This window comes from Mesorhizobium sp. P3_A2 (genome assembly GCF_056403115.1).
This window is the reverse complement of sequence record NZ_JBFUGC010000019.1, coordinates 14,675-39,360: the sequence shown is the minus strand read 5'-3', so window position 1 is coordinate 39,360 and position 24,686 is coordinate 14,675. Positions and strand designations below refer to the sequence as shown.

Annotated in this window: 21 protein-coding genes and 1 pseudogene; 6 read left to right on the top strand and 16 right to left on the bottom strand. The window is 63.6% G+C overall.

Features of this window, described 5'->3' with window-relative positions:
- Position 1: 1 nt before the first annotated feature.
- From AC1DXM_RS29855 to AC1DXM_RS29835, 5 genes are read right to left on the bottom strand one after another with little or no spacing between them, the layout of a single operon-like run.
- Positions 2 to 583, bottom strand: coding sequence for a hypothetical protein (locus AC1DXM_RS29855; protein ID WP_477238846.1), 582 nt, complete (start codon positions 581 to 583; stop codon positions 2 to 4).
- Positions 584 to 3,436, bottom strand: coding sequence for a 2Fe-2S iron-sulfur cluster-binding protein (locus AC1DXM_RS29850; protein ID WP_477238844.1), 2,853 nt, complete (start codon positions 3,434 to 3,436; stop codon positions 584 to 586). It abuts the gene before it with no gap.
- Entirely contained in the window at positions 3,433 to 3,699 is a 267-nt protein-coding gene (locus AC1DXM_RS29845; protein ID WP_477238842.1) for a sarcosine oxidase subunit delta, read from the bottom strand. The genes AC1DXM_RS29850 and AC1DXM_RS29845 overlap by 4 nt, the downstream gene beginning before the upstream one ends.
- Before the next feature lie 2 nt (positions 3,700 to 3,701).
- On the bottom strand, positions 3,702 to 4,943 hold the full coding sequence (locus tag AC1DXM_RS29840; RefSeq protein ID WP_477238840.1) for an FAD-dependent oxidoreductase: 1,242 nt from the start codon (positions 4,941 to 4,943) through the stop codon (positions 3,702 to 3,704).
- Positions 4,944 to 4,949: 6 nt separating this feature from the next.
- Entirely contained in the window at positions 4,950 to 6,368 is a 1,419-nt protein-coding gene (locus AC1DXM_RS29835; protein ID WP_477238838.1) for an MmgE/PrpD family protein, read from the bottom strand.
- 168 nt (positions 6,369 to 6,536) lie between these two features.
- On the opposite strand from AC1DXM_RS29835, the gene AC1DXM_RS29830 reads away from it, so the two are divergent.
- From AC1DXM_RS29830 to AC1DXM_RS29820, 3 genes are all read left to right on the top strand, one after another.
- The gene (locus tag AC1DXM_RS29830) at positions 6,537 to 7,424 is read left to right on the top strand and encodes a LysR substrate-binding domain-containing protein (RefSeq protein ID WP_477238836.1); all 888 of its coding nucleotides are present in this window, start codon (positions 6,537 to 6,539) and stop codon (positions 7,422 to 7,424) included.
- 195 nt (positions 7,425 to 7,619) lie between these two features.
- A complete protein-coding gene (locus tag AC1DXM_RS29825) occupies positions 7,620 to 9,278 on the top strand; it encodes an ABC transporter substrate-binding protein (protein ID WP_477238834.1) in 1,659 nt (552 codons plus the stop codon).
- 121 nt (positions 9,279 to 9,399) lie between these two features.
- Positions 9,400 to 11,820 (top strand): GcvT family protein, encoded by a 2,421-nt coding sequence (locus tag AC1DXM_RS29820; RefSeq protein WP_477238832.1) that lies wholly within the window; start codon positions 9,400 to 9,402, stop codon positions 11,818 to 11,820.
- 25 nt (positions 11,821 to 11,845) lie between these two features.
- Here AC1DXM_RS29820 and AC1DXM_RS29815 read toward each other — a convergent pair whose 3' ends face one another.
- Positions 11,846 to 12,751 (bottom strand): allantoinase PuuE, encoded by a 906-nt coding sequence (locus AC1DXM_RS29815; RefSeq protein WP_477238830.1) that lies wholly within the window; start codon positions 12,749 to 12,751, stop codon positions 11,846 to 11,848.
- Between the two features lie 32 nt (positions 12,752 to 12,783).
- A complete protein-coding gene (locus AC1DXM_RS29810) occupies positions 12,784 to 13,851 on the bottom strand; it encodes a pyridoxal phosphate-dependent aminotransferase (protein WP_477238828.1) in 1,068 nt (355 codons plus the stop codon).
- 224 nt (positions 13,852 to 14,075) lie between these two features.
- Between AC1DXM_RS29810 and AC1DXM_RS29805 the strand changes: the two genes are divergently transcribed.
- Entirely contained in the window at positions 14,076 to 15,014 is a 939-nt protein-coding gene (locus AC1DXM_RS29805; protein WP_477238826.1) for a LysR family transcriptional regulator, read from the top strand.
- Here the strand turns inward: AC1DXM_RS29805 and AC1DXM_RS29800 are convergent.
- Both AC1DXM_RS29800 and AC1DXM_RS29795 read right to left on the bottom strand, forming a co-directional pair.
- Positions 15,014 to 15,373: pseudogene (locus AC1DXM_RS29800) on the bottom strand (SDR family NAD(P)-dependent oxidoreductase); the annotation flags it as partial. The gene AC1DXM_RS29805 and the pseudogene AC1DXM_RS29800 overlap by 1 nt on opposite strands.
- A 125-nt stretch (positions 15,374 to 15,498) precedes the next feature.
- Positions 15,499 to 16,107 (bottom strand): NAD(P)-dependent oxidoreductase, encoded by a 609-nt coding sequence (locus AC1DXM_RS29795; protein WP_477238824.1) that lies wholly within the window; start codon positions 16,105 to 16,107, stop codon positions 15,499 to 15,501.
- A gap of 111 nt (positions 16,108 to 16,218) precedes the next feature.
- Here AC1DXM_RS29795 and AC1DXM_RS29790 point away from each other — a divergent pair, with 111 nt between their 5' ends.
- Both AC1DXM_RS29790 and AC1DXM_RS29785 read left to right on the top strand, forming a co-directional pair.
- A complete protein-coding gene (locus AC1DXM_RS29790; RefSeq protein ID WP_477238822.1) occupies positions 16,219 to 17,136 on the top strand; it encodes a LysR substrate-binding domain-containing protein in 918 nt (305 codons plus the stop codon).
- A gap of 94 nt (positions 17,137 to 17,230) precedes the next feature.
- Positions 17,231 to 17,509, top strand: coding sequence for a hypothetical protein (locus AC1DXM_RS29785; RefSeq protein WP_477238820.1), 279 nt, complete (start codon positions 17,231 to 17,233; stop codon positions 17,507 to 17,509).
- A 100-nt stretch (positions 17,510 to 17,609) separates the two neighbouring features.
- Here the strand turns inward: AC1DXM_RS29785 and AC1DXM_RS29780 are convergent, their stop codons facing one another.
- The 7 genes from AC1DXM_RS29780 to AC1DXM_RS29750 all read right to left on the bottom strand — a co-directional run bounded on the left by AC1DXM_RS29780 (position 17,610) and on the right by AC1DXM_RS29750 (position 24,645).
- Positions 17,610 to 18,638 carry an ROK family protein gene (locus AC1DXM_RS29780; RefSeq protein WP_477238818.1) on the bottom strand — a complete coding sequence of 343 codons (1,029 nt, stop codon included), beginning with the start codon at positions 18,636 to 18,638 and terminating at the stop codon, positions 17,610 to 17,612.
- The gene (locus tag AC1DXM_RS29775; protein WP_477238816.1) at positions 18,638 to 19,360 is read right to left on the bottom strand and encodes a ribulose-phosphate 3-epimerase; all 723 of its coding nucleotides are present in this window, start codon (positions 19,358 to 19,360) and stop codon (positions 18,638 to 18,640) included. Before AC1DXM_RS29775 ends, AC1DXM_RS29780 begins: the two co-directional genes overlap by 1 nt.
- A 45-nt stretch (positions 19,361 to 19,405) precedes the next feature.
- Positions 19,406 to 20,227, bottom strand: a complete 822-nt coding sequence (locus AC1DXM_RS29770; RefSeq protein ID WP_477238814.1) for a sugar phosphate isomerase/epimerase family protein — start codon at positions 20,225 to 20,227, stop codon at positions 19,406 to 19,408.
- 19 nt (positions 20,228 to 20,246) lie between these two features.
- Entirely contained in the window at positions 20,247 to 21,089 is an 843-nt protein-coding gene (locus AC1DXM_RS29765) for a carbohydrate ABC transporter permease (RefSeq protein WP_477238812.1), read from the bottom strand.
- A gap of 5 nt (positions 21,090 to 21,094) precedes the next feature.
- On the bottom strand, positions 21,095 to 21,991 hold the full coding sequence (locus tag AC1DXM_RS29760) for a carbohydrate ABC transporter permease (protein ID WP_477238810.1): 897 nt from the start codon (positions 21,989 to 21,991) through the stop codon (positions 21,095 to 21,097).
- Positions 21,992 to 22,131: 140 nt separating this feature from the next.
- The gene (locus AC1DXM_RS29755) at positions 22,132 to 23,379 is read right to left on the bottom strand and encodes an ABC transporter substrate-binding protein (protein WP_477238946.1); all 1,248 of its coding nucleotides are present in this window, start codon (positions 23,377 to 23,379) and stop codon (positions 22,132 to 22,134) included.
- 120 nt (positions 23,380 to 23,499) lie between these two features.
- Entirely contained in the window at positions 23,500 to 24,645 is a 1,146-nt protein-coding gene (locus AC1DXM_RS29750) for an ABC transporter ATP-binding protein (protein WP_477238808.1), read from the bottom strand.
- Positions 24,646 to 24,686: the final 41 nt, after the last annotated feature.

Genomic DNA, 24,686 nt, shown 5'->3' with positions numbered 1-24,686 from the left:
TCTATGCCTGATGTTGCGTGCAGTGCTTGGCCACCGCCGAGACGGTCCGGGCGAAATACGCCGATGCAGTGATGTCGAACAGTACATCGAAACCAGCCGGCGTGCGGAAGGTAACGGCCTCGATATGGCCAACGCGCGTCTGGGCAATATCCTCAGTGCTAAATTTGGCGGCGCGCAGATCGAGAGCGCAGAGCTGGCTCATCGCTTCCGCCGTAGCGGGGCCGGAGAGCCGCATCCACGCCCAGCCTTCCTCACGCCAGGACGAATATCCCTTCGGCCCGCTGTCGCTTTCCCAGGCGCCCCGAAGTTCAGCCAGCGCCTCACCGGCATTTTCGCCGAGCAGCAGGATATCCTCATTGCCAAGGCGCAGCACGCGCATGCCGCGATGGCTGCCAATGCGGTTGATCGCGGGCAAGGCAATGCCATGCGCGGTGAGCCAGGCGGCGCCGCCGCCGCCCTTCAGGCCGAAGCGTGGGCTGGCGGTGAGATCGGTCAGCGCAACGGGTGCGGACGGCAGCACCGTGCCGTGCGCCGCGCCGCCAGGCTCGAAGGGAAATACGGGCATTGCGTTAGTGCCCGCCATCTACATCTCCTGCCGCGCATTGGTCGGGTCGAAGAAAGCGTGCCCAACGACCGGCACCTCGATCAGCGCGCCGTCGCGGCACTTCACCGTCACCCGGCTTCCCTGCGCGGCATCGTCGGCATGGACATATGCCAGCGCGATGGAACAGCCGAGTGTAGGCGAAAAGCCGATCGAGGTGATCTGCCCGACGGGATCGTTGCCGCGCAACACCAGGCAGCTCTCGCCGGGTATGTTCTTTGAGTCAGCGGGAAACTGCAGGCCGACCAGCTTGCGCGACTGGCCGAGCTTCGCGCGCATTTCGATGGAGCGCTTGCCGACGAAGAACGGCTTCTTCTTCGACACCGCCCAGCCGAAGCCGAGCTCGTCCGGCGTTGTGATGGCGTCCGTATCCTGGCCGATCAGTATGTGGCCTTTCTCCAGCCTCAGGATGCGCGACGCTTCCAGTCCGTAGGGCGTGAGGCCATGCGGCTTGCCGGCTTCCATCACCGCGTCCCACAGCGCCGGCGCGAGGCTGGACGGGCAATGCAGTTCGTAACTGAGTTCGCCGGTGAAGCCGATCCGCATCACCCGCACCGGCACGCCGGCGACGACGCCTTCGCGGCCGCTGAGATAGGGGAAGGCCTCGCGGCTGAAATCCACGTTGCTTTCCAGCGCCTCGAGCACCGAACGCGCCTTGGGGCCGGTGACGTTCAAGCCGGAGAACGCGCCGGTGAGGTTGAGCACATCGACCTTGAGCCGCCACTGCGCGTTCCAGAACAGCATGTCGGCATAGACGCGCGCGACGGCGCCGGTGGTGGCCGTCACATAGAAGCGGTCGTCAGCCATGCGGTAGGCAACGCCGTCATCGACCACCGAGCCCATTTCGTTGAGCATCAGGCAGTAGCGCACGCGCCCGACCGGCTGGTTGGCATGCGCCATGGTGTAGAGCCGGTCGAGGAACTCGCCGACATCCGGCCCGCGCAGTTCCAGCTTGCCGAGCGACGAGACGTCGAGCAGGCCGACGCCTTCGCGCACCGCAAGTATCTCATCGCGGATGGTCTTCTGCGCAGTCTTCGGATCGCCATAGAAATACGGCCGCCACCAGGCGCCGACCGGCTTCATCGCGGCGTTGAGCGCGAGGTGCCTTGCGTACAGCGCCGTGCGCCGTTCCAGCACCTCGTGATGGCCGGCGAGCACGCCGAGCGTCTCCGGTCCGACAGGCGGACGCGCTGTCGTGATGCCGACTTCGGCCACCGTCCGCTCGGTCGCCTCGGCGACGATCCTTGCCGTCGCAAGCGCCGAATGACGGCCCTGGCTTGGCCCCATGCCGACCGTGGTGAAACGCTTGACCAGTTCGATCTCGCGATAGCCGTCCTTGATGGCGTTGTGCAGATCCTTGACCTGCAGATCCTCGTCGAAATCGACGAAGTCGCGGCCCTTCGCATTGGCTACGATCGGTTGCACATGGACCGGACAGGACGGTTTGACTTTGCCAAGAACCGTGTCTTGCGCCGCCGCATGGCCGAGCCGCTGTAATGCAGCAGCAGCCGCGCGACGGCCGCCGGCAACAGCGCCTTCGAGGCCATGATCTCCGGCGACCGAGCCGGCAAGCTGCACCGACCCTTGCGCCAGCGTGAGCGTCATCGATCCGCTGACATCATCGTACCCGACCTTGGCTCCTGCCTGGCAAGGCAGTTGCCATGCCGGCACCTCGCCAACGGAGATCGTCAGCAGGTCGCATTCGATCCAGCGCCCGCCCACGCGAACGCGGGCAAGGTGTCCGCTTCTGCCTTCGGCGGTTTCAACCGTCACTGCCTTCTGGATCGCCACGCCCTTGCCATGCAGTTCGGCTTCGAGCGGACCCGGCACGCCGCCGGATCGTGGATCGGCGACCAGCATGACCGAGACGCCGGCCTCGACCAGATCGAGCGCGACGGCATAACCCTCATCATTGCCGGTCAGCACCACGGCCTTTTGCCCGGGGCGCACACCATAGTGGCGGATCAGCCGCTGCGCCGCGCTGCCAAGCATATTTCCGGGGAGATCATTGTTGCGAAAGATCGCCGGCTGCCCGATCGCGCCGGTGGCAAGGATGACTTCGCGCGCCCGTGTACGATGGAGCCGGTCGCCCTGGATCAGCGGCAGCCAATTGTCCTCGTACCAGCCATTGCAGAGCGTGCCGGTCATGATCCGCAGATTGGGCAGCGCCTCGCTACGCGCCGTCAGGTCCGCAAGCATTGCCGGGTCGTAGCGGCCGTAAGTCAGCGATCCGCCGATCTCCGGATTCTCGTCGCAGAGCACGACATCGGCACCCGCTTCGGCAGCAGCGATCGCCGCGTTCAGGCCGGCCGGACCGGCGCCGACCACGAGCACGTCGCAATGAAGATGCGACTTGTCGAAATGCCGTTGCGCGGCCTTGGTGTCGACCACACCGAGCCCTGCCTTGCGGCGGATGATCGGCTCCCAGAATTTCAGCCAGCTGCCGCGGCGCGGCCCCATGAAGGTGCGGTAGTAGAAACCGACCGGCAGGAAGCGCCCCAGCCTGTCGATGATCGCGTCGCGGTCATGCGCCAGCGAGCCGTTGACGTTCTGCGCGCTGACCTGCAGGCCCTCGCTGACCGGCGTGCGGTCGGCGGCGACATTCGGCTCCGAAGGCAGCTGCACCAGCGTGTTCGCCTCGGCGCCGGCCATGCTGAAGACGCCGCGCGGGCGGTGGTATTTGAACGAGCGCGACAGCATCCATTGCCCCGAGGCTGCGAGCGCGCTGGCGATGCAGTCGCCGGCATAGGCATCGAAACTTTTGCCCTCGAAGCTGAAGCGCAGCGGGCGCGCCCGGTCGATCCTTGTACCGAAAGGGGCGGGCAGGCGATTCATGATTGGCCGCTGCGCTGCGAGGCATCGAAGGTGCGGATGATCTCGTTGCTGACGAGATCGCGTTCGGCGAGGAAAAAATAATTGCTCGGCACATGCCGCCACCACTCGACCACAACGCCTTTGCGGTTCTCGGCGCGGAACAGGTGCCGCGACCAGTCCGCGTCGGCGGTCTGTTCAGGATCCAACTCGTCGCGCACCGGCCCAAAAGACTGGAACTCTTCTATGTTTCGCGGGCCGTTCATCGGGCAGGTCATGATCTTCATCGTCAGTGGCTCGCCGCCGTCGCGCCCATTTCGTTGAGCAGCTGGAAGGTCTCGAACCGCTCCAGCGCGAACGGTTTCAGGATATCGGGAACGCGGCCGCTGGCGATGGTCTCGGCTATGCGCTTGCCGGCAACCGGCGTTGCCTTGAAGCCCCAGGTGCCCCAGCCGCAATCGAGCCACAGATTGTCGAGCGGGCTGGCGCCCATGATCGGGCTGTAGTCCGGCGTCATGTCGGTAATGCCGGCCCATTGCCGGAGCAGCCTGACACCTTGCAGGAACGGGAAGAGATGCACCGCGCCTTCGGCCAGATGCTCCTTCATGTCGAGCGTCGAGCGCGTCGAATAGAGCTGGTAGGGATCGGAGCCGCCGCCGATCACCACCTCGCCACGCGACGACTGCACGAGATAGGTGTGCAGCGAGACGGAAGAGACCAGCGTGTTGAGCCACGGTTTCAGCGGCTGCGTCACCATCGCCTGCAGCGGATAGCAGCGGATCGGCAGCTCGACGCCGGCCATCAGCGCCACGTCGTAATTCATACCGCCGGTGGCGATCAGCACCTGGCTGCAGGCGATGCGGCCGCGGTTGGTCTTCACCGCCTGGACCCGGTCGCCGAGGACTTCGAAACCTTGCACCTCGGTGCGCTGGTGGATTTCGACGCCGCGCCGCGACGCCTGCGCGGCATAGCCCCAGGCGACCGCGTCATGCCGCGCGGTGCCGCCATCGGCATGCCAGAGACCGCCAAGGATTTCGAGCGCGCCGCCATAGTCCATGTTGAGCGACGGCACCAGTTCCTGGACCGCCTTCTGGTCGACCACTTCGGTACGCGTGCCCAGATGCTTGCCCATTTCGGCGCGTGAGTGGAAGCTGCGTAGCGTCGCTTCCGAATGCGCGAGCGTCAGCTGGCCGCGCTGCGAGAACATGACGTTGAAGTCGAGCTCCTGCGACAGCGTTTCGAACAGCGCCACACCCTCCTTATAGAAGGCGATGCCTTGTGGCGTGATGTAGTTGGAGCGGATCGTTGTGGTGTTGCGCGCCGTGTTGCCGCCGGCGAGGTAGCCCTTCTCGAGCACCGCGACGCTGGTGATGCCGTGACACTTCGCCAGATGATGCGCGCAGGCAAGACCATGGCCGCCGCCGCCGATGATGACGACATCGTAGGACGGTTTGAGCTCCGGCGTGGCGGGGATATCCTCGCTGACCGGATAGTCCCGGCTGAGACCGTATTTCAGCAGCCTGAGCGGCATGTCAGTCTACCACGCCGGCCGCTGGAGGATCTTGCTGATCACGGGAGGATCGTAGAGCAGGGCGGAGAGCTCGGAAAAGCGGCTGTCGGGATCGGTGAGCGACAGGATGGCGTCGCGGATCGCCATGGCGCGGCCCCGTCCGAGCACGGGCGTTGCGAATTCCATATATTTGGCCTCGATCTCCCCTGATGTCAGCGGCGCCTCCGGTCCGCCGCGTGCATGGACATCGCCCGAGGTCAGCACCCGCCCGTCGGTTGTGGTGATGGCGACGTCGGCCCAACGGCCTGCGGGGAAGCGGGCGCTGTGGCGTTCCTGCTCCGACACGCTGATGCGGGCGAGCATCTCGGCAACGGCGGCGTCCTCGAGCCCCGCGCCGGAAATGTGCTCCAGCCCGATGCGGCCATGGAGGACGAAGGTGGCGACGGCAAAGCGCAGGCTGTACTGGGCCTTCGATGTCGTGTCCGGCATGTCGCGGAACAGCGTCGCGGCATGGTGGAAACTGTTGACCTGGACATGGCCGATATCGGCCGGCGTCAGATGATGCGAAAGCACCAGTCCGCGCGTCGCGTCGATGGCCGCATGCGCCCAGCGGCAGATCGGATACGGCTTCACATACTGGTGCAGTGCCTGCCAGAACACGCCGAGGTCCTGCCAATAATCAGCGACTTCCGGGGCCTCAATCGTGATCGCCGGAGCGCCGGTGAAGCCGCGTTCGGCGAGCACAACCGCCGACAGGCCGGTCAGCGCGCCGGTGCCCGAACCGTCATGCAGCATCGTCGGCGTGGCGATCTCGCGCATCATCTGGCTGCGCGGGCCATGATACTCGGCGATGCCCAGCGCCTCGCGCAACTGCCCGTCGCTCAGCCGGCGCAGACGCGCCGCCACGGCGGCGACGCCCAGCGCATTCCAGGCGCCCGACGTATGGTAGTCCGACACGGTCGCATGCAGCGCGATGCCGGCGCGGCCTGCGACCTCATAGCCGACGACCAGGGCTGCCAGCGCGTCAGGGCCACTGAGCTCCGGAAGCTGTTCGGCCAGCGCCGCCAGCGCTGGCACGACCACGACACCGATATGGCCCTTGGTCGGGCTGTAGCCGTCATGGCCATCGAGATTGTCGATCTGCGTCGCCGCGGCGTAAGCCGCCCCCGCCATCGAGGCGCGGCGGCCGTCGAAAAGCATGCGCGCGCGATGCCTGGGGTCGCTCGAATTGTAGAGGAGGGTCGCGGTATCCCTGGCGATCCGGCCGGCCTCCATCGGCCCCGCGGCAATCGCTACTCCAATCGTGTCGAGCAAGAGGTAGCGAGCCTGATCCAGCACCGCCTGAGGGAAAACCGATGCCGGCCGGCGTAGCACGAAGTCGGCCAGGCGCACGGCAGTCTCAGCGCTTGCGTCCGGCCCTTCACGCCGATGGGGCGACACAGCCACTTGCTCCACTCCCTCTGTCGTCACGCCATCATTAATTTGGGTTCATCGTGCATTCACGCAATTAGTTCAGCGGCTTTGACCAAAAATATCTATGCCATGTCGCCTCCGTGCAATTGAACGCCGGCGGCTCCATGGTCTACCTATTCTGGCACAGCCCAGGAGCCGGAGATGAAGCCACCCCCGCCTTTGAACTATATCAGGTCGTTCGAGAGCTCGGCCCGGCATCTGAGTTTCACCATGGCCGCCAAGGAGCTTGGCTACACGCAGGCCGCGGTCAGCACGCATGTCCGCTCGCTCGAACATTATATCGGCCGGCAATTGTTCATCCGCTATCCGCGCAGCCTCAAGCTGACCGAGATGGGCGAGGCGTTCCTGCCGACACTGCGCCAGGCGCTCGACCAGATCGACCAGGCGACGGAGGCGATCGTGACGTCGTCGCGCAACCGCACCGTGGTCGTCTCCTGTCCTATGAGCCTGGCGGAAAACTGGCTGGCCGGCTGCATGGCCGCCTTCCGCAAGAAACATCCCGAAATCGAGATCGTGCTGCACGGCACGATCTGGGAGGATCTCAGCGAACAGATCGCCGACATCACCATTTCAACGAGGCGCTTCGACGATCGCCCGCCCGCCGCCATTCCGCTATGGAACGACGAACTGGTGCTGCTGTGCGCGCCCGCGCTGCTCGAAGGTGACCACGCTGTCAAAGCGCCTGAGGATATCCTCAAGGTGGACCGGATCTTCGTGCATGGCCGCCAGGAATACTGGCAGGTCGTTGCCACCGCGCTTGGTGTTGACATGCAGGATTACGACAAGGGCCTATCGACGAATGCCTCCAACATCGCGCTCGAACTTGCCGCCATGGGCGCAGGTCTCGTCGCCACTCAGCGTTCGCTTGCCCACGCGTATCTCAGGCGCGGACTGCTCGTCGAACCGTTTCCGGTCCGGCCGCCCAGCCCCTGGAATTACTACCTGACCGAGACCCATCTCTCCAAGGGCAACATCGCCCGCACGGTGCGCGAATGGATCATTGCGAGGGCGCAGGAAGACAGCGCCTGAGGAGTGCTCGCCGATATCGGCACGGCCGCACGCGAAAAAAATTGAGACGCCAATGGCATTGTTTTATTAGGCCTTACGGGCCGGTTTTCAGCGGTTTGCGAGCCTCCAAGCCCTTCCGGGATTTTTGCATCGCCTCTAACATTCCCTGCGTAATGGGGAATGAACGGGCGGAAAGCCCAAACCGGAGAAGCAACAATGGCACTATTCAGGAGCAACGGTGACCGCGTCCCGGCGGTCATCGAAAGCTACGCAGATGAAGTCAGAAGCGGTAGGATGGACCGCCGCGAATTCCTCGCCATGGCGAGCGCGATGGGCGCCTCGACGGCGTTCGCCTATGCAATGGCCGGCCTTCCCGCCCCGGCCGAAGCTGCAACGATGGAGCCCGGCAAGAAGGGCGGTATCCTGAAGATGCAGATGATCATCAAGGACATGAAGGATCCGCGCACATGGGACTGGTCGGAGATGGCCAATGTGCTGCGCCAGTGCAACGACTACATGATCCGCTACACCCAGGACTTCACCTTCGAGGGCCATCTCATCGAGAGCTGGGACGTCAGTGACGACGCCACCGAATACACGCTGCATGTGCGCAAAGGCGTGAAGTGGTCGAACGGCGACGAGCTCAACGCCGACGACATCGTCTTCAACATCGAGCGCTGGTGCGACAAGGCGGCCGAAGGCAATTCGATGGCTGGCCGAATGGCCACGCTGATCGATCCTGCCACCAAGAAGGCGATCGCCGGCGCCATCACCAAGGTCGACGACCACACGGTGAAGCTGAAATGCGGCCAGTCCGATGTCACCATCATCCCGGGCTTCGCCGACTATCCCGCCATTATCGTCCACCGCGACTTCGACAAGAACGGCGCCGACATGACCAAGACGCCCGGCACCGGTCCGTATGAGTTGATCTCCTACAAGGTCGGCGACTCGGCCTCGGTCAGGCGCCGCAAGGACTTCACCTGGTTTGGCGGCGAGACCTATCTCGATGGTGTCGACTGGACCGACTACGGCACAGACGCTTCAAACCCCGCCATCGCCAGCGCCTTCGAGGCTGGAGAGATCGACTGCAACTACCAGACCGTCGGCGGCACGGTGGACCTCTATGACGGCATGGGCCTGGTCAAGGAATCCGTCGTCACCGCCGGAACGATCGTGCTGCGCACCAATATCAGCAACAAGCCCTATGACGACAAAAGGGTGCGCAACGCCATCCAGCTCGCCGTCGACAATGAGACCGTGCTGAAACTCGGCTATAGCGGTCTCGGCCAGGTCGCCGAAAACCACCACGTCTGCCCGATCCATCCGGAATATTACGAACTGCCGAAAGTGCCGCGCGATCTCGCCAAGGCCAAGGCGCTGATGACCGAGGCCGGCCAGATGGATCACGAGTTCGAACTCATCTCCTACGATTCGGACTATGTGAAGGATCCGGCCGACGTCGTTGCCGCGCAGATGCGTGAGGCCGGCTTCAAGGTGAAACGGACGATCATTCCGGGAACCTCGTTCTGGAACGACTGGACGAAATATCCGTGGTCGACCACCGAATGGGGCATGCGTCCGCTGGGTGTACAGGTGCTGGCGCTTGCCTATCGCAGCGGCGAAGCCTGGAACGAGTCGGCCTACGCCAATCCCGACTTCGACAAGAAGCTCAATGCCGCACTCGCCATCGCCGATACGGCCAAGCGCAAGGAACTGATGAAGGATGTCGAGTTCATCCTGCAGGATTCCGGCGTTCTGGTTCAGTCATTCTGGCGCTCTCTCTACCGGCATCACGCCACCTATGTGAAAAACCTCAAAATGCATCAGACATTCGAACTGCAACTGGACAAGGTCTGGCTCGACAAGGCCTGAACTTTAAGCCAGGGGGCGGCCTGATCGCCCCCTGGAATTCGCCAAGGCGACGAGACCGAATTCATCGACCAGAAGCACACAACAAGACAAGTCGCCGAACACAAAGGGAAGAAAACTCGATATGCGTACCCATGCACAAGCCGTTGTCATCGGCGGCGGCCTGATCGGCTGCTCGATCCTTTATCATCTGGCCAAGCATGGCTGGTCCGATGTCGTCCTGCTCGAGCGCGACGAGCTGACCTCCGGCTCGACATGGCACGCGGCCGCCAACATCCATGGCCTGCATGACTCGACCAACATCAGCCGCCTGCAACATTACACCATGGCGCTCTACAAGGAGCTGGAGACCGAGACCGGCCAGGGCTGCGGTATCTTCCAGCCGGGCTCGCTCTATCTCGCCCAGACCGAGGCGCGCGAGCACCAGCTGCGGCTGCAGGAAGCCAAGGCCCGGCGCTACAAAATGAATTTTTATGAAGTTGCGCGCGACGAGGCGGAGCGGCTCCATCCGCTGGTCGATTTCGACGGCATACGCTGCATCATGTATGAACCCGAAGGCGGCAATGTCGACCCGTCCGGCGTCACCGCCGCCTACGCCGCTGGTGCGCGCCAGCGCGGCGCCGAGATCCATCGCTTCACCCCGGTCATCGCCACGGAAGCTCAAGCCGACGGCAGCTGGATCGTGCGTACGCCGAAGGGCGAGATCCGCACGCAATGGGTGGTCAATGCCGCCGGCCTGTGGGGCCGCGAGGTCGCCGCGATGGCCGGCCTGCAATTGCCGCTGATCCCGACCGAGCATCAGTATTTCGTCACCGAGACCATCCCCGAAATCGCCGCCATGGGCCGCCGGCTGCCTTCGGTCGCCGACCGCGACGGCGAATATTATCTGCGCCAGGAAGGGCTCGGCCTGCTCATCGGCGCCTATGAGCGCAACATGAAGTTCTGGGCCGAGGACGGCACGCCGCTCGACTTCGGCCATGAACTCTTCCCCGACGATCTCGACCGCATCGAGGACAACATGATGCGCGCCATCGCGCGTGTTCCGGCGGTCGGCAAGGCAGGTGTCAAGCGTGTCATCAACGGCCCGATGATCTGGTCGCCCGACAGCGCCGTGCTGTTCGGCCCGGTGCCGGAACTGCAGAACTATTTCTGCTGCAACGGCATCATTCCCGGCTTCTCGCAATCCGGCGGCATGGGCAAGCTGGCGGCCGAGTGGATGATCGAAGGCGAGCCGTCACTCGACATGTTCGCCTGGGACATGGCGCGCTTCGGCCATTGGGCCGGCAAGGCCTTCACCAAGGCCCGGGTGCAGGACCAGTACAGCCACCGTTTCAAGATCCATTTCCCCAACGAGGAGCGCGCCGCCGGACGCCCCGTGCGCACCCGCCCGGCCTATGAGATGCAAAAGCAGATGGGCGCCGTCTTCGGTCTCAATTTCGGCTGGGAGCATCCGCTGTGGTTCGCCGCCGAGGGCGAGCCGCGCGAGGAGACGAACGGCTTCACCAGGCAGAACTGGTGGGGTCCGGTCGGCCGCGAGGCACGCATGCTGCGCGAGCATGCCGGAATTATCGACGTTTCGAACTTCGCCAAATACGAGGTCAAAGGGCCGGGCGCCGAGGCTTGGCTGAATTCGCTGTTCGCCAACCGCATGCCGACCGAAATCGGCCGCTCCTGCCTGACGCCATTGATCGGCAAGCGCGGCGGCATTGCCGGCGACTTCACCGTGACGAAGCTTGGCCAAGACGAGTTCATGGTCTTCGGTTCCGGCATGGCCGAACGCTTCCATCAGAGGTTCTTCAAGGCGGTTCCGTTGCCCGAAGGCACGAGCTTCCGCTCGCGCACTGAGGAGATGGGCGGCTTCAACGTCGCCGGGCCGAAGTCGCGCGAATTGCTGCAGCGGCTGACCAATGCTGATCTGTCGACCGACGCCTTTCCCTTCATGCGCTCGAAGCGGATCACGGTCGGCGGCGTCGATGTCGTGGCGCTGCGTGTCTCCTTCACCGGAGATCTCGGCTGGGAGCTTTATTGCCCGGCCGCCGACCAGATCACACTCTACGGCGGGCTGCTCAAGGCCGGCGGCGAGGTCGGCGCCGGACCGGTCGGCTCGCGCGCGCTGATGTCGCTGCGTGTCGAAAAGGGCTACGGCAGCTGGAGCCGCGAATACTCCCCCGAATACTGGCCGCAGGAGGTCAGGTTCGACCGCCTGGTCAAGATGGACAAGGGGGCGTTCCTCAACCGCGATGCCTATGCGGCCATCGCCGAAAAGCCGGCGCGCGATCAACTGATCATGCTGTCGATCGCCGCCAAGGATGCCGACGCCACCGGCGGCGAGCCGATCTTCCTGCCGGACGGCACGCCGATCGGCCAGGTCTCGTCAGGCGCGTATGGCTACTTCGTCGAACAGTCGCTGGCGCTCGGCTACGTCAAGGCCGGCTCCGCCAAGGCAGGCGACAAGGTGTCGGTGGCGATCTTGGGCCGGCCGCATGAGGCGGTGCTGTTGAGCGAGCCGCCCTTCGACCCCGAAGGCAAACGGCTGCGGGCGTAGGCAGCCATTGGACTGGTTCGGCGGCTCAGCCGCCGAACCGGTCCAGCCAATGCCCGGCGAGGTCGGAACGACGGCAGATCCAGATGTCGGGATTGTTCCTGATCTTGTCGAGGAAGTGGGCGAGCCCGACCATGCGGCCGGGCCGTGCGGCCAACCGGCAGTGCAGCGACACCGTCATCATGCGCGGTGTCGTCTGGCCTTCGGCCAACAGCCAGTCCACCCCGTCGCTGACATAGTCGAAGAACTGGCCGCCTGTCTCCAGGCCAGAGCCGCGCGAAAAACGGCTGTCATTGTTGTCGAAGGAGTGCGGCACCACCAGATGCCGCTTGTCATCGACTTCGACGAAATAGGGCAGGTCGTCATTGTAGTCGTCGCAGTCGAACAGCAAGCCGCCATGCTCGGCCACCAGCCGCCTGGTGTTGAGGCTGGGCCGGCCGGTGTACCAGCCGAGCGGACGAATGCCGGTGATCCGCTGCACCGTGTCGACGGTCATGGCGATGTGCTTGCGTTCCTCCTCCTCGCTCAGCGGCGCATAGTCGATCCAGCGCCAGCCATGGCAGACGATGTCGCTGCCGAGGTCGGCAATCGCCTTGCCGGCGGCTGGATTGAGTTCCAGCGCCCGCCCGACGACGTAGAAGGTCGGCACGATGCCCTTGTCGCGAAACAGCGAAGCGAGCCGCCAGACGCCGACGCGCGAGCCATATTCGTAGAGCGATTCCATGTTGCGGTTGCGCAGGCCGGGTACCGCTGGCGATACGGCCAGATCCGACAGGATCGTCTCGGAAACACCGTCGCCCTCGTCGATGCTGTATTCAGCGCCTTCCTCGTAATTGACGACGATGTTAAGCGCCAGCTTGGCGCCGCCGGGCCACGCTGCGGCAGGAGGCTTGTCGCCATAGCCGATGAAGTCACGGGTCGGCACATAGGACATCGCTCAAGTTTCCCTCTGATATTATCGCAAAGTCAGCCGCTGCGCAGATCGGTCAGGATGCGCAATGCCCGGTCCATCATCTCCTGTGGGCCGACCGTGGCGCGCAGGCAGTCGGTCAGGCCATAACCGCCGAGGCTGCGCACGATGGTGCCGGCGCCACGCAAGGCGGCATCGGCCGCCGCAGCGGCGGCCGCATCGGCGAAGCGGATCAGCACGAAATTCGTCCGGCTTTCGGGAACGCCGTAGCCTGCAGCTCTCAGATCCTGTGCGAAGCGATCGCGGATCGCGCCGGTGCGCGCCACTGTCTCGCGCATATAGGCCTGGTCTTCCACGGCGGCGACCGCCATGGCGAGGCTTGGCGTGGTCACCTGGTTCGAGTTCTGCAGCTTGCGTATTTCGGCCGCGACCGACGGCGAAAACAAGCCCCAGCCGACGCGCGCGCCGGCCAGCCCATAGGCCTTGGACAGGGTGCGCAAGACGACCGTGTCGCCGCGCGCGACGAGCGCAAAGATGGCTTGCGGGTCCTGGTCGTCGAACTCGCCATAGGCCTGGTCGATCACCAGCAGCACATCGCCGCGCAAGGCGGCGCGCAGGCGCAAAAGTTCGGCATTGCGGATGCAGGTGCCGGTCGGATTGCCGGGATTGCAGACGAAGACGATCCGCGTCGCCGGCGTGACGGCGGCGACAATGCTGTCGACGGAAACGGCGAGGTCGCACTCCGCCACCTTGACATAGACGGCATTCGCGCGCGCCGTGGCGGAGGCCGCGAAATTATAGGCGTAAGCGGTGGCCAGCACCTCGTCGCCGAGGCCGGCGAAGGCTGCGATGGTGCAGGCGATCAGGTCCATCGAACCGGCGCCGCACAGGATCAGCTCGCGTTCGACGCCATAAGCCTTCGCGATCGCTTCGCGCAGCACCGTCCAGTCCGGATCGGGATAGAGATGGCTGCGCGCGATCGCGTCCTGGCCGGCGGTAATCGCTTTGGGACTCGGCAGAAAAGCGCTTTCGTTCTGGGCAAGGGTTGGCCGGTCATAGCCGCCAAAATTCGCCAGCGCGAAAGCCGACATAGCCTCGATATGGGCGGCGGCTTTCAGCGGCATTCCCGAACAATCCTGATGACGCTCATTTCCCCCGAATTGCCTCCGTCGGACCGGCTTTCGAGCAAGCTACAAGCCGCCGGCCCGTTCACAAGCAAAAACTCGCCGCGCAATGGCTGCGAAATTCTGGCCCTTCTGTCTGCCGCAATCGCATTCGCCGGCGTCAATGGTTGCAAATAAGCCGGCCAGGTCCGAAATATCGGACACAGACCAGATCCGGAAACGGCATGCATCCAAGATTGCTCAAGACCTTCCTCGCCGTGGCGCGGCACCGCAACATCACCCGCGCGGCGCGGGAGGTTCATCTGGCGCAGTCGAGCGTCAGCGACCAGATCCAGTCGCTGGAAAGCGAACTCGGCGTCGCCCTCTTCATCCGCTCGCGCCACGGCCTCGACCTGACGGCGGCCGGCGAAGCGCTGAAACCCTATGCGGAAGAGATTCTGCAACTGGCGGACGAGGCGCGAATTGCCGTCGAGGCAAGGACGGGAACGACCGCCGCGACAGTGACGGTCGGCGCGTTGGAGACGATTGCCACTGTCAAACTTCCGCAATGGCTGGCGGCCTTTCAGGGCGATCACCCGGAGATTGGCCTGCGGTTAAAAATCGCCGGCAGCGACGTGTTGCTGCGCCAGCTCGAAGAGGGCGAGATCGACGTCGCTTTCTGTTTCGACAAGGGCGGGCTCGATGAACGCCTGGCCCGGCGCACGATATCGGCCGAGCCGCTGGTCCTTGTCGCCTCCGCCGAGAATGCCACCGCATCAGGACAAGGTGATCTGGCCGCGCTCGCCGCGATGCGTTTCGTGGTGACGGAAACCGGATGCGTCTACCGGCATCTGTTCGACACAGCGTTCGCCGAGACAGGAATGGCGGCGCCAAAACTTGCCGCCGAAGTCGGCAGCATCGGCGCCATTGCGAGCCTGGTGGCGACTGGTATCGGCATGGGCCTGGTGCCGCGGCTGGCCGTCGCCGAGGCGCTCGATCGCGGCGAGATTGTCGAGCTGCCCTGGCCGGGTTCAGCCCAAGCAGCCTCCCTGGTCATGATCTGGCGCCGCCGCCGGGTGCAGTCGCCGGCGCTGAAGCTGCTGCTGGCGGCGGCGGGTGAGACTTTAGCGCCGGTCAGATCAGCCGGTGACCGCCTTCGACATGCAGTATCGTCCCTGTCGTAAAGCCGCAACGGCCCGTAGAATTTGCTTTCGACAACCCGCTGCGCGGCCTTGAGATCGACCGAAGGCAACAACTCGTACGCGCCTTCAATATCGGCGGCGGTGCTGACGATATGGTCGAGCCGGCCGATCCGGTCGAACAGGTCGGCGACCTGATGTTCTTCGGCGATATCAGCCGCGATGGTGTTCAAACCGGCAGGGTTCCGCAGCACCTCGCTGGCGCGCTTTAGCTTTGCTTCGTTGCGTCCGACGATGAAGACTTCGGCGCCTGAGTCTAGGCAGCGCCTTGCCAGCGCGAGCCCCATTCCGGAACTGCCGCCGACGATGACGATCTTTGATTTAGCGTTATTCTTGTCTGCCATATTCCGTTCCGATCCTAACCGTTTCGGGCGAGATTTCGCAGGCCAGCGGCAGGAGTGGAAACGGAAGAAAACGATAGTGCCATCGGAGGCTCCGATGGCACTTATCGCCAATGTCGTCAGTCCGATCAGTAGCCGACGGTAAAGCGCTGGCGAATATGCGCCGGCTTTTCGATCTCGTCGGTCATGACGATGGCATAGTCCTCGAAGGAAATGCTGCTGCCCTTGTCGGACGTCAGCAGCGTGTCCTTGCCGATGCGGTATTTGCCGGTCCGCTCGCCGGCGAGGAACAGCGCCGACGGCGACAGCAAGGTCCAGTCGAGATCATCGATCGTCCGCAGCGTGTCGAGGAAGTCGGCGCCCTTCTGCGCCTCGGCCTTGTAGATCGCCGGGAAGGTCGGTGTATCGACCAGGCGCTTGCCGGGCGCGACTTCGAGGCTGCCGGCGCCGCCGACGACGAGGTAGCGCTTGACGCCGGAAGCACGCACCGCTGCGATCAGCGTTTCCGGATCGCTGTCGAGGAAATGCACGGAGCTGATCACCGTGTCATGCCCCTTGATCAGCGCGGCGAGGCCGTCTTTGTCGAACACGTCGCCCTTCTTCGCGGTCACGCCCGGCAGCGCGGCGATCTTGTCCGGATTGCGGGCGATGGCGGTGATCGTGTGGCCGCGGTCGGAGAGCTCTTTCAGCAGGCGCGAGCCGACCTGGCCGGACGCGCCGATGAGTGCGATTTTCATTTCGATTTTCCTTTCGCCATTCGTTGCTCCGATAGATGGCAAGGTCATCGCTTGCGAAAAACAGCGATCAATCATACAAACTGTCTGATCAGATCGGACAATGAGTGAGCTGTGACCGAGCTTCTGAACCTCAACCGGCTCGTCTACTTCACCACCGTGGTCGAGACCGGCTCCTTCACAGCCGCCGCCGACCGGCTCGATGTCGCCAAGGCAGTGGTCAGTCATCAGGTCGGCAGGCTGGAGCAGGAACTGGCCGCGACGCTGCTGCGCCGCACGACAAGGCGCGTGACGCTGACCGAAGAGGGGCGCCTGTTCTACGACCGGGCGGCCATAATCCTGCGCGAGGCCGAAGCTGCCTATGGCGATATCTCGCAGAGCGCCTTGAAGCCAACCGGGATGCTGCGGCTGACGGCGCCGCTCGACTATGGCGAGAAGGTGGTGGCGCCAACAATCGCCGCCTATCTCAAAAAATACCCGAAAATGCGGGTCGAGACGATCTTCGACGATGCCGTCAGCAATCTGGTCGACGAGCAGATCGATCTCGGCATCCGTGTCGGCTGGCTGGCCGATTCCAGCAATCTGGCGCGGCGGCTGGGAAGACACGAACAATTCGTCGTTGCCAGCCCGGAGCTCGCCGCCGGGCTGCCGCCTGATGCCAGCCCCAGGCAGGCGAAAGCGCTGCCATGGGTCGGCAATGCCCAATTGCGCGGCATCGGCCAATGGCTGTTTTCCAGGGGCACGGAGACGGTGCCGGCCGAGCTCAATCCGGTCGTCAGCTGCGACAAGACCCCCGGCGTGCTGTCTTGCGTGCTGGCCGGTATCGGGCTCGGCATCTTCCCGGATTACAGCGTTGCCGAGGACATCGCGCGGGGGCGGCTGGTGCGGGTATTCACGGACTGGACCTTGCCGTCCGGCGGCATCCATGCCGTCTTTCCGCCGGCCCGCTTCAGGCCGGCCAAGGTGCGTGCCTTCGTCGACCTGCTCGTTGCTGCTGAAAGGCGGCGGGCGCGGAATGCTGTTGCGGGCTGATTTTCACGCCAGCCGACAATGCCGCGAGGGAACCTTTGTTCGGCCGGCGCTTTTGGATATGCTGCGATTCCGAACCGTCAGAAGGGTGCTGCCGATGACCACCAAGATCCTTGCGACCTGCGCGCTCGTCCTCGCGATGGGCTGCGGCCTGTCCAGCACGGCCACCGCCAAGGAAAAGCACCGCCATCGTCAGCCGGAACCGGAGCAACGCTACGTTCCCGCCCATCGCGACCTGATCTACGCCCTGTTCGGCGGCCCGCGTTACTATGACACAATGCTGACCACCACGGCCGCCGGCGCCTGCTCCTACAACCGGGTCGGACCGGATGCGAATGCGCTGAACAAGATCAACGACCACCATTGCGGGAAATAGGCGGAGCGGACGGCTTCCCTAAGGCAGCGGTGCCAGCGCCGGGCCGTCGGTGCGGAACAGGTGGCAGGCCGACGGCACGATGTCGTTGGCGCGCACGCCATCAATCAGGAGATCGCCCGCGTTCCCTGGCATCAGCGGTCGTGCCGCTGTCGTCCTGCGCCATCGCCAGTGCCAAACCCGGTTCACCTTCCCACAGGATCAGGCTGGCGGCGCCGATCAGCCCGGCACGGTCGCCAAGCTCGGCGCGCACGATCGGCACATCGCGGTAGGCCGGCATCGCCCGCTGCTGGACGACCGTTCTGATTGAAGGCGCCAGCAGGTCGAAACCGTTGGACAAGCCGCCGCCCATGACGATCAGGTCGGGCGAATAGAGATGCAAGAGATTGGTGAAGCCGATGCCCAGCCATCTCGCTTCCGCCTCTAGCAGGTCGATTGCGGCTGCGTCGCCGGCGCGTGCGGCGTCGACGACATGCCTGGCGGAGACGTCGCCGTCGGCGGAAAGCCGTCGCAGCAATGAACCATCGCCCGGGGCGGTCTGTCGCGTGGCGCGACGTCCGAGCGCTGTTCCGGAGGCGACGGCCTCGAAGCAGCCGATGGCGCCGCAAAAGCAGCGGTCGCCTTCGCCGGTGATGGTCATGTGGCCGATCTCGGCCGCCAATCCACGCCTGCCGTGATAGATGTGGCCGTCGGCGACGACGCCGCCGCCAATGCCGGTCGACACGGTGACGAACACCAGCGAGCCGCTGCCGCGCCCGGCGCCGAAGCGCCATTCGCCGAGCGCCGCCGCATTGGCGTCGTTCTCAAGCCGCACCGGCAGGCCGAAATGCTGCCCCAGAATGTCGATCAGCGGCACGTCGTGCCAGCCGGCCAGCGTTGGCGGCGCAATCACGATCCCCGCCTTGGGGTCCAGCGGCCCCGGCGCACCGACGCCGATGCCGGCAATTTCGGCCTGCGGACTTTGCGCTATGAGATCGCCGGCGAGCGCAATGATCTGGCCGATCACCGCTTCCGAGCCCGCGCCCGCCATCGTTGGCGCCGAAGCATGCGCGACGACACGGCCGTCGCTTTCGACCAGCGCGCCGCGCAGCGCCGTGCCGCCGAGATCGAAGGCCAGCGCAAGCTTGCTCATCAGGCGGCGACCTCCAGCCCGTGCAGCCAGGCCATGCGCCGCGCAAGGTCGGGATCGCCGAAGGCGAGCGAGCCCAGCACCACGGTCTCGGCGCCGGCGGCACGCAGCAACGGCACGGTCTCGTGGCGGATGCCACCATCGGCGGCGAGCACGATGTCGGCTTCACGGCCGGCTTTGCGCATCAGCGCGCGCGCCTCGATCAGGCGGGGGCAGGCTTGTTCCGACAGGCTCTGGCCCTTGACGCCGATGGAAGTGCCGAGCAGCGTCACGAACGCCACTTCAGAAAGGAAAGGCGTGATTGCCGCGACCGGCGTTTCCAGCCGCAGCACCACGCCGGCCTCGGCGCCGAGCTCATGCGCCAGTTTCACAGCGCGCAGGCCAGCCTCGCCATTTTCGGCATGGACGCTGATCAGATCGGCGCCGGCCTCGATGAACTGGCGCGTCTGCGCCTCGACGATGTCGGCTTCGACCATCAGATGCACGTGGATAGGCTTCGCCGTCAGCCTGGCGATGCGCGCCACGAGATCCGGGAAGAACAGGAAGCCGGGGGTGAAGCGGGCGTCGGCGACGTCGATATGGTGGATGTCGGCATGGGCTTCGATGCGCTTGAGGTCGCGCTCCATATTGGCGAGGTCGGCCGACCACAGCGAGAACTCGCCGACCAGACGGTTGCGCGGCAAGGCGGCGATTGCGGCGGCGCCGGACAGGGACTTGCTCGTCATGATCGAATGAGACTCCAGAAGTTGCAGTTCGAAAAAATCATCGTTTCAGGCTCCATAGCCGCGCATGGTCTGGCGGTTGGTCTTGACCGCCTTGGCCGGATCGGCGGCCGCAGTCTCGGACTCTTCCTCCAGCACCAGCCAGCCGTTGAAGTTGGGGGCAGCACCAGCGATCTCGATCACCTTCGCTGTGTCGCAGACGCCCTTGCCGAGCATCGCCCAGGTGCCGTTGGCGTCGACATCCTTCAGGTGGATGTAGCGGATGCGGTCGCGATAGGTGGTGAGCGTATCAGCCATGTCCTGACCGCCGCGCAAGATGTGACCGGTGTCCGGCACCCAGCCGACCAGCGAGGCGTCGAGCAGCGCGAAGATGCGGTCATAGTCGGCGCGGTCGAACAGCAGCGTGTTGTGGTGCGAGCTCGGATGCACCGCGACCTGGACGCCGGCCTTGCGCCCGAGCTCACCGGCCTTGTTGTAGACCTCGGCGGCAATGGCAAACTTGTCATCGCGCGGGCCGTCGGAGACGACGGTGGCCGAGCCCATCGACACCAGCGCGCCAGGGAAGGCGGCGGCGAAATCGATCCAGCGCTGCGCAGTTTCCAGGTCGGCGCCGATCTTGTCCTTCAGCGTAAAGCCGCTCTTCGAGCCGAAGGCGAAGGACACCAGCGTCAGGCCGGTCGCCTTCAATGCGGCGGCGAATTCCGCGGGACGGTTGCCATAGCGGCCGATCATCGTGTCGGTGATCTCGATGCCGGCATAGCCGCCATCGGCGATCGCCTTCAGCAGATCGTCGGGGCCGCCGGAAAAACGGTCTCCGAGCATTTCCCAGGTGAAGGTCTGGCAACCGACTTTGAGGTCTTTCACGGTCATCCTTTCATTCCTTGATATCCTACTTGACCGAGCCTGCGGTCATGCCGGCGAGGAAGAACCTCTGGGCAACGAGGTAGATGACCAGGAGCGGGAGCGAGCCGAGCACGCTCATCGCCATCATCTGGTTCCATTCGAAGGCGTGTTGCCCCATCAACAGCTGGATGCCGATCGGGACCGTGCGCATGGACGTTGACTTCGTCAGCGTCAGCGCAAAGAGAAATTCGTTCCAGCACAACAGGAAGGTGTAGACCGACGTCGCCACGATACCAGGCAGTGAAATCGGGACGATCACCCGCCAGAGTGCGGTCCAGCTGGTGCCGCCGTCGACAGCCACCGCTTCATCGAGATCGCGGGGCAAGGTGTTCAGATATCCCGTCATCAGCAGGATCGCGTAGGGCAGCGTAAACACCAGGTACGTCAGGATCAGCGCGACATAGGTGTCGAAGATGCCATACGAGACGACAAGCCCGAAGAAGGGGATCAAAAGCGTGATCGGCGGGATCGTCTGCGTGCTGATGATGAGTGTGTTGAGGCTGCCCTTGCCGCGGAAATTGAAACGGCTGAACCCATAGGCGGCCAACAAGGCGATCAGCACCGTCAGCACGGTTACCGCTCCGGCCACGAAGTAGCTGTTGAAGAAGAAGCGCAGCTTTACCGGGTCGCCAAGGATGGCCGCATACGCTTCCAGCGTGAAGGCCTTCGGCAGGATGGTTGGCGGCAGGGCAAAGATCTCGGTGTTCGACTTGAACGAGCTGCTCAACATCCAGTAGATCGGGAAGGCCGCGAAAAAGAGCCCTGCGGCAAGCGCGGCATGGAGCGCGACGGTGATCAGCCTGTCTTTCGGCGTGTGCCTTTTCCTCATGGTGACTACCGAGCCTTTTGATAACGGATGTAGAACAGCGTCAGGCCGAGAGAGATCAGCAGGATGACCACGGCGCTCGCCGACGCCTGCGACAGGTTGTAGCTCGAAAACGCCAGCTTGTAGGTGTAGGTGCTCAGCACCTCGGTCGAGTAGATCGGACCGCCGCCCGTCGTTATCCAGATCAACGGGAAAACCTGCATCGTCCAGATGAAATCCAGCAGCGAGATGCTGATGATGATCGGCATCAGCATCGGGATCGTGATGAAGATCAGCTTCTGGTAGGCCTTCGCCCCGTCGATATCGGCGGCTTCGTAGAAATCCTTGGGAATGCCCTGCAAACCCGCGAGCAGGCTGACCATGAAGAGCGGATAGCCCGCCCAGATATTGGCGAAGGTGACGGCGTGCAGCGCGGTCGCGGGCGAGGAAAACCATTCGATCTTGGAACCGATGATGCCCATCTGCATGAGAACGCTGTTCACGACACCGTTCGGCTCAAGCAGGAGGCGCCAGATCACGGCGATAATCACCGCGGTGAACAGCCAGGGCAGTATGTAAAGCACGCGCAGAATATTGCGCAGCGTCGGATTGATGCGGTCGCTGTTCAGCATGAGCGCGAAGACCATGCCGATGGTCATATGGAAAACCACACTCATGCATGTGAAGTAGAGCGTGTGCCACAGCGAGGCCCAGAACACCGGATCGGCAAAGATCGCCTGGTAGTGTTTCAGTCCGGCAAAGGACGGGTCGCGACGCAGCACCGCGCTGTTCTGGAACGAATAGCCAATCACCGTCACCATCGGCAGCAGCATCAGAAGGCCGATTATGAGCAGCGAGGGTGACAGATAGAGATAGGGGGCGACCGCTCGTTTCAGTCGATGGTGGGAGCGCTTTTGCCGGGTCATGTGCCAACCTTGGGGTATGCCTTCAAGACGAAGGTGGGCTTCGGAAACAGGTCCATCTCAAATTGCCGATCCGTTGTTGACGGGTGGCCTGCCCGAAGTCAGGCCACCCGGTGGAAGGTAACAAACGGGCAATGAGCCGCTCAGAATTTCGCCATCCAGCCCTTTTGAGCGTTGGCTGCGGCCTGTTCCGGAGACTGCTCGCCGGCGAGCATCTTCTGGGCTTGCACGTCGAACTGGGTCATCAGGTCTTCAGCCACCGGCAGGCCCGTGAACTCGTTGGCGAGATAACCGGTCTTGAAGATTTCAAAAGCCTTGCCGAAAGCCTTGTCCGAGGTCACGAAATCGGGCTTGGCATTGACGTTGCCCGGGAAGGCGTTTGCAAGCGACACGAGCTTGGCGTTCACCTTTTCACTCATCAGATATTGGACGAGTTTCCAGGCCTCTTCCTGATGTTTCGAGGCAGCAGAGATGCCGATGCCCCAGGAGGCATAGGGAAGGCCGCGCTTGCCGGTATAGTTTTCCACGACCGGGACCGGGATGAGATCGAAGTTCAGCTTGGGATTGCGTTTGCGGATGAGGTTCACATGCGCAAGCGAGTCGATCATCATTCCGACCCGATCGTTGACGAATTCCTCGACCTTTTCCTGCTCTGTCTTGGTGGCAATGCCGGGCGAGACGACGCCGGCGTCGTTCAGCGATTTGACGAAGGTGAGCATATCGACGACAGGCTTGCCCTCGAGAGCCGGCTTGCCGTCAGCCATCATCGATTGACCCGAGGCCCAGACCCACGACATCATGTCGTTCTGGACACCGGACGGCGTTTGCAGCGACAAGGGCAGCACCCAGCCATACTGGTTCTTGTCGGCATGGGTCATCTTCTTGGCGGCTTCGAGAAACTCCGCGCGGGTCGACGGCAGCTTGGTCACGCCTGCCTGAGCGGCGAGGTCCAAATTCACGAAGACCGGATAGACGAACGAAGCCACTGGAAACATCACCGCCTTGCCGTCCACCTTGATGATATCCGCGACCTGGGTCTTGTCGAACCCGCTCGCATCCATCATCGGGTTCATGTCGGCCAGCGCACCCTGCGCGTTCAGATTGTTCACCCATGCGCCGTCGAGACCGACGACGTCGCTAAGCGTCCCGGTTGCTGCGCCAACCGAGATCTGGTCTCGCGTGGTCGCGTAGGGGCCGCTGACCAGCGTCACTTTGATTCCGGGGTTTGCAGCCTCGAAGTCATCCATGATTGCCCTGAGCGATCCGGCCGGCAATTCGGGCTCCCACCATTGGGTGAACTCCAGCGTCGTATCCGCCATGGCGCCGGTTGCGCCAAGCAACCATGCGGCCGCGGCTATTTTCAGTATCGCGGGTTTTATCCGAAACATCATTTTCTCCTCCTTCTTCAAGATCGACCGCACAATGCAGCCGATCGTCTGCTTCATTCAGAAGTCTTCTTACGAGTACTTCGCAGGCGCCTCACCCTCGCCTGCGGGCTCTGCCACAGATCTTCAGATCGCCAGGTGCGTCTCGGGATCGAAGAAATGGAGCTTGGTATCATCCAGGGCCAACCGGATTGCCGAACCGGAGCGGACTGCGCTGTCCGGTTCGAATCTCGCCACCGCATTCGACGTCAGGCCGAAATCCTGCACTGCGTCGGGGTCACCGGAGTCCACCCGGACCCCGTCGATGTTCAGATGGACGATATGTTCCGACCCGAGTTCTTCGATCGAGGTCACCTTTGCCGGTATCGTCTGGTACTTGCGGCCAGATTCGAGGCCGCTGTCGTAAAGATCCTCCGGTCGGATCCCGAACACGACCTTGCGCCCCGCATACGACTTCAAACCCGGCCTGCGCACGAAGGCTGCATCCTGCAGCCGAATGGCGAAGGTGCCTGACATCAGTTCGTCGCCCGTAAGGGTCGCCTCGAAAAGGTTCATCGAAGGAGAGCCGATGAAGCCGGCAACGAAGGCGTTCACCGGCGATTCATAGAGCCTCTTGGGTGTGTCGACCTGCTGCAGCACGCCGCCTTTCAACACCGCGACCCTGTCCCCCATCGTCATCGCTTCTATTTGGTCGTGGGTCACGTAAATGGTCGTTACGCCGAGCTGCTTTTGCAGGCTGGTGATTTCGGCGCGCATTTGCACACGCAGTTTCGCGTCCAGATTGGAAAGGGGTTCGTCCATGAGAAAGGCGGCCGGCTCGCGCACCATGGCGCGGCCCATGGCAACCCGTTGACGCTGTCCGCCCGAAAGGTTCGCGGGTTTGCTGTCCAGCAAAGAGGTCAGCTGAAGGGTTTTGGCGATCTCGTCCACGCGCTTCTTGCGCGCGGCCTTCGGCTTGCCTGCCAGCCGCATCGAAAACGCGATGTTCTCGGACACCGTCATATGCGGGTAGAGCGCGTAGCTCTGGAAGACCATCGCGATGTCGCGGCCCTTGGGCGGCATGTCGACCACGTCGACTCCGCCGATCCGAAGGCTGCCGCTGGTGATGTCCTCCAATCCCGCGATCATTCGCAACGCGGTGGATTTGCCGCAGCCGGAAGGCCCGACGAGAATCAAGAACTCGCCGTCCTTGACCGACAGGTTCAATTGGTCGATTGCGTGAAAATTGTTCCCGTATGTCTTGCAGATATTCTCAAGAACGACTTCTGCCATATTCCTCTCCTCCACAAGTCTAAGCCAATGATTTTTATGAT

Bases quoted from the DNA above. Each gene is read 5' to 3' on its own strand.
- AC1DXM_RS29855 (WP_477238846.1), bottom strand. From the start codon at position 583: ATGGCGGGCACTAACGCAATGCCCGTATTTCCCTTCGAGCCTGGCGGC.
- AC1DXM_RS29850 (WP_477238844.1), bottom strand. From the start codon at position 3,436: ATGAATCGCCTGCCCGCCCCTTTCGGTACAAGGATCGACCGGGCGCGC.
- AC1DXM_RS29845 (WP_477238842.1), bottom strand. From the start codon at position 3,699: ATGAAGATCATGACCTGCCCGATGAACGGCCCGCGAAACATAGAAGAG.
- AC1DXM_RS29840 (WP_477238840.1), bottom strand. From the start codon at position 4,943: ATGCCGCTCAGGCTGCTGAAATACGGTCTCAGCCGGGACTATCCGGTC.
- AC1DXM_RS29830 (WP_477238836.1), top strand. From the start codon at position 6,537: ATGAAGCCACCCCCGCCTTTGAACTATATCAGGTCGTTCGAGAGCTCG.
- AC1DXM_RS29825 (WP_477238834.1), top strand. From the start codon at position 7,620: ATGGCACTATTCAGGAGCAACGGTGACCGCGTCCCGGCGGTCATCGAA.
- AC1DXM_RS29820 (WP_477238832.1), top strand. From the start codon at position 9,400: ATGCGTACCCATGCACAAGCCGTTGTCATCGGCGGCGGCCTGATCGGC.
- AC1DXM_RS29815 (WP_477238830.1), bottom strand. From the start codon at position 12,751: ATGTCCTATGTGCCGACCCGTGACTTCATCGGCTATGGCGACAAGCCT.
- AC1DXM_RS29810 (WP_477238828.1), bottom strand. From the start codon at position 13,851: ATGCCGCTGAAAGCCGCCGCCCATATCGAGGCTATGTCGGCTTTCGCG.
- AC1DXM_RS29805 (WP_477238826.1), top strand. From the start codon at position 14,076: ATGCATCCAAGATTGCTCAAGACCTTCCTCGCCGTGGCGCGGCACCGC.
- AC1DXM_RS29795 (WP_477238824.1), bottom strand. From the start codon at position 16,107: ATGAAAATCGCACTCATCGGCGCGTCCGGCCAGGTCGGCTCGCGCCTG.
- AC1DXM_RS29785 (WP_477238820.1), top strand. From the start codon at position 17,231: ATGACCACCAAGATCCTTGCGACCTGCGCGCTCGTCCTCGCGATGGGC.
- AC1DXM_RS29780 (WP_477238818.1), bottom strand. From the start codon at position 18,638: ATGAGCAAGCTTGCGCTGGCCTTCGATCTCGGCGGCACGGCGCTGCGC.
- AC1DXM_RS29775 (WP_477238816.1), bottom strand. From the start codon at position 19,360: ATGACGAGCAAGTCCCTGTCCGGCGCCGCCGCAATCGCCGCCTTGCCG.
- AC1DXM_RS29770 (WP_477238814.1), bottom strand. From the start codon at position 20,227: ATGACCGTGAAAGACCTCAAAGTCGGTTGCCAGACCTTCACCTGGGAA.
- AC1DXM_RS29765 (WP_477238812.1), bottom strand. From the start codon at position 21,089: ATGAGGAAAAGGCACACGCCGAAAGACAGGCTGATCACCGTCGCGCTC.
- AC1DXM_RS29760 (WP_477238810.1), bottom strand. From the start codon at position 21,991: ATGACCCGGCAAAAGCGCTCCCACCATCGACTGAAACGAGCGGTCGCC.
- AC1DXM_RS29755 (WP_477238946.1), bottom strand. From the start codon at position 23,379: ATGATGTTTCGGATAAAACCCGCGATACTGAAAATAGCCGCGGCCGCA.
- AC1DXM_RS29750 (WP_477238808.1), bottom strand. From the start codon at position 24,645: ATGGCAGAAGTCGTTCTTGAGAATATCTGCAAGACATACGGGAACAAT.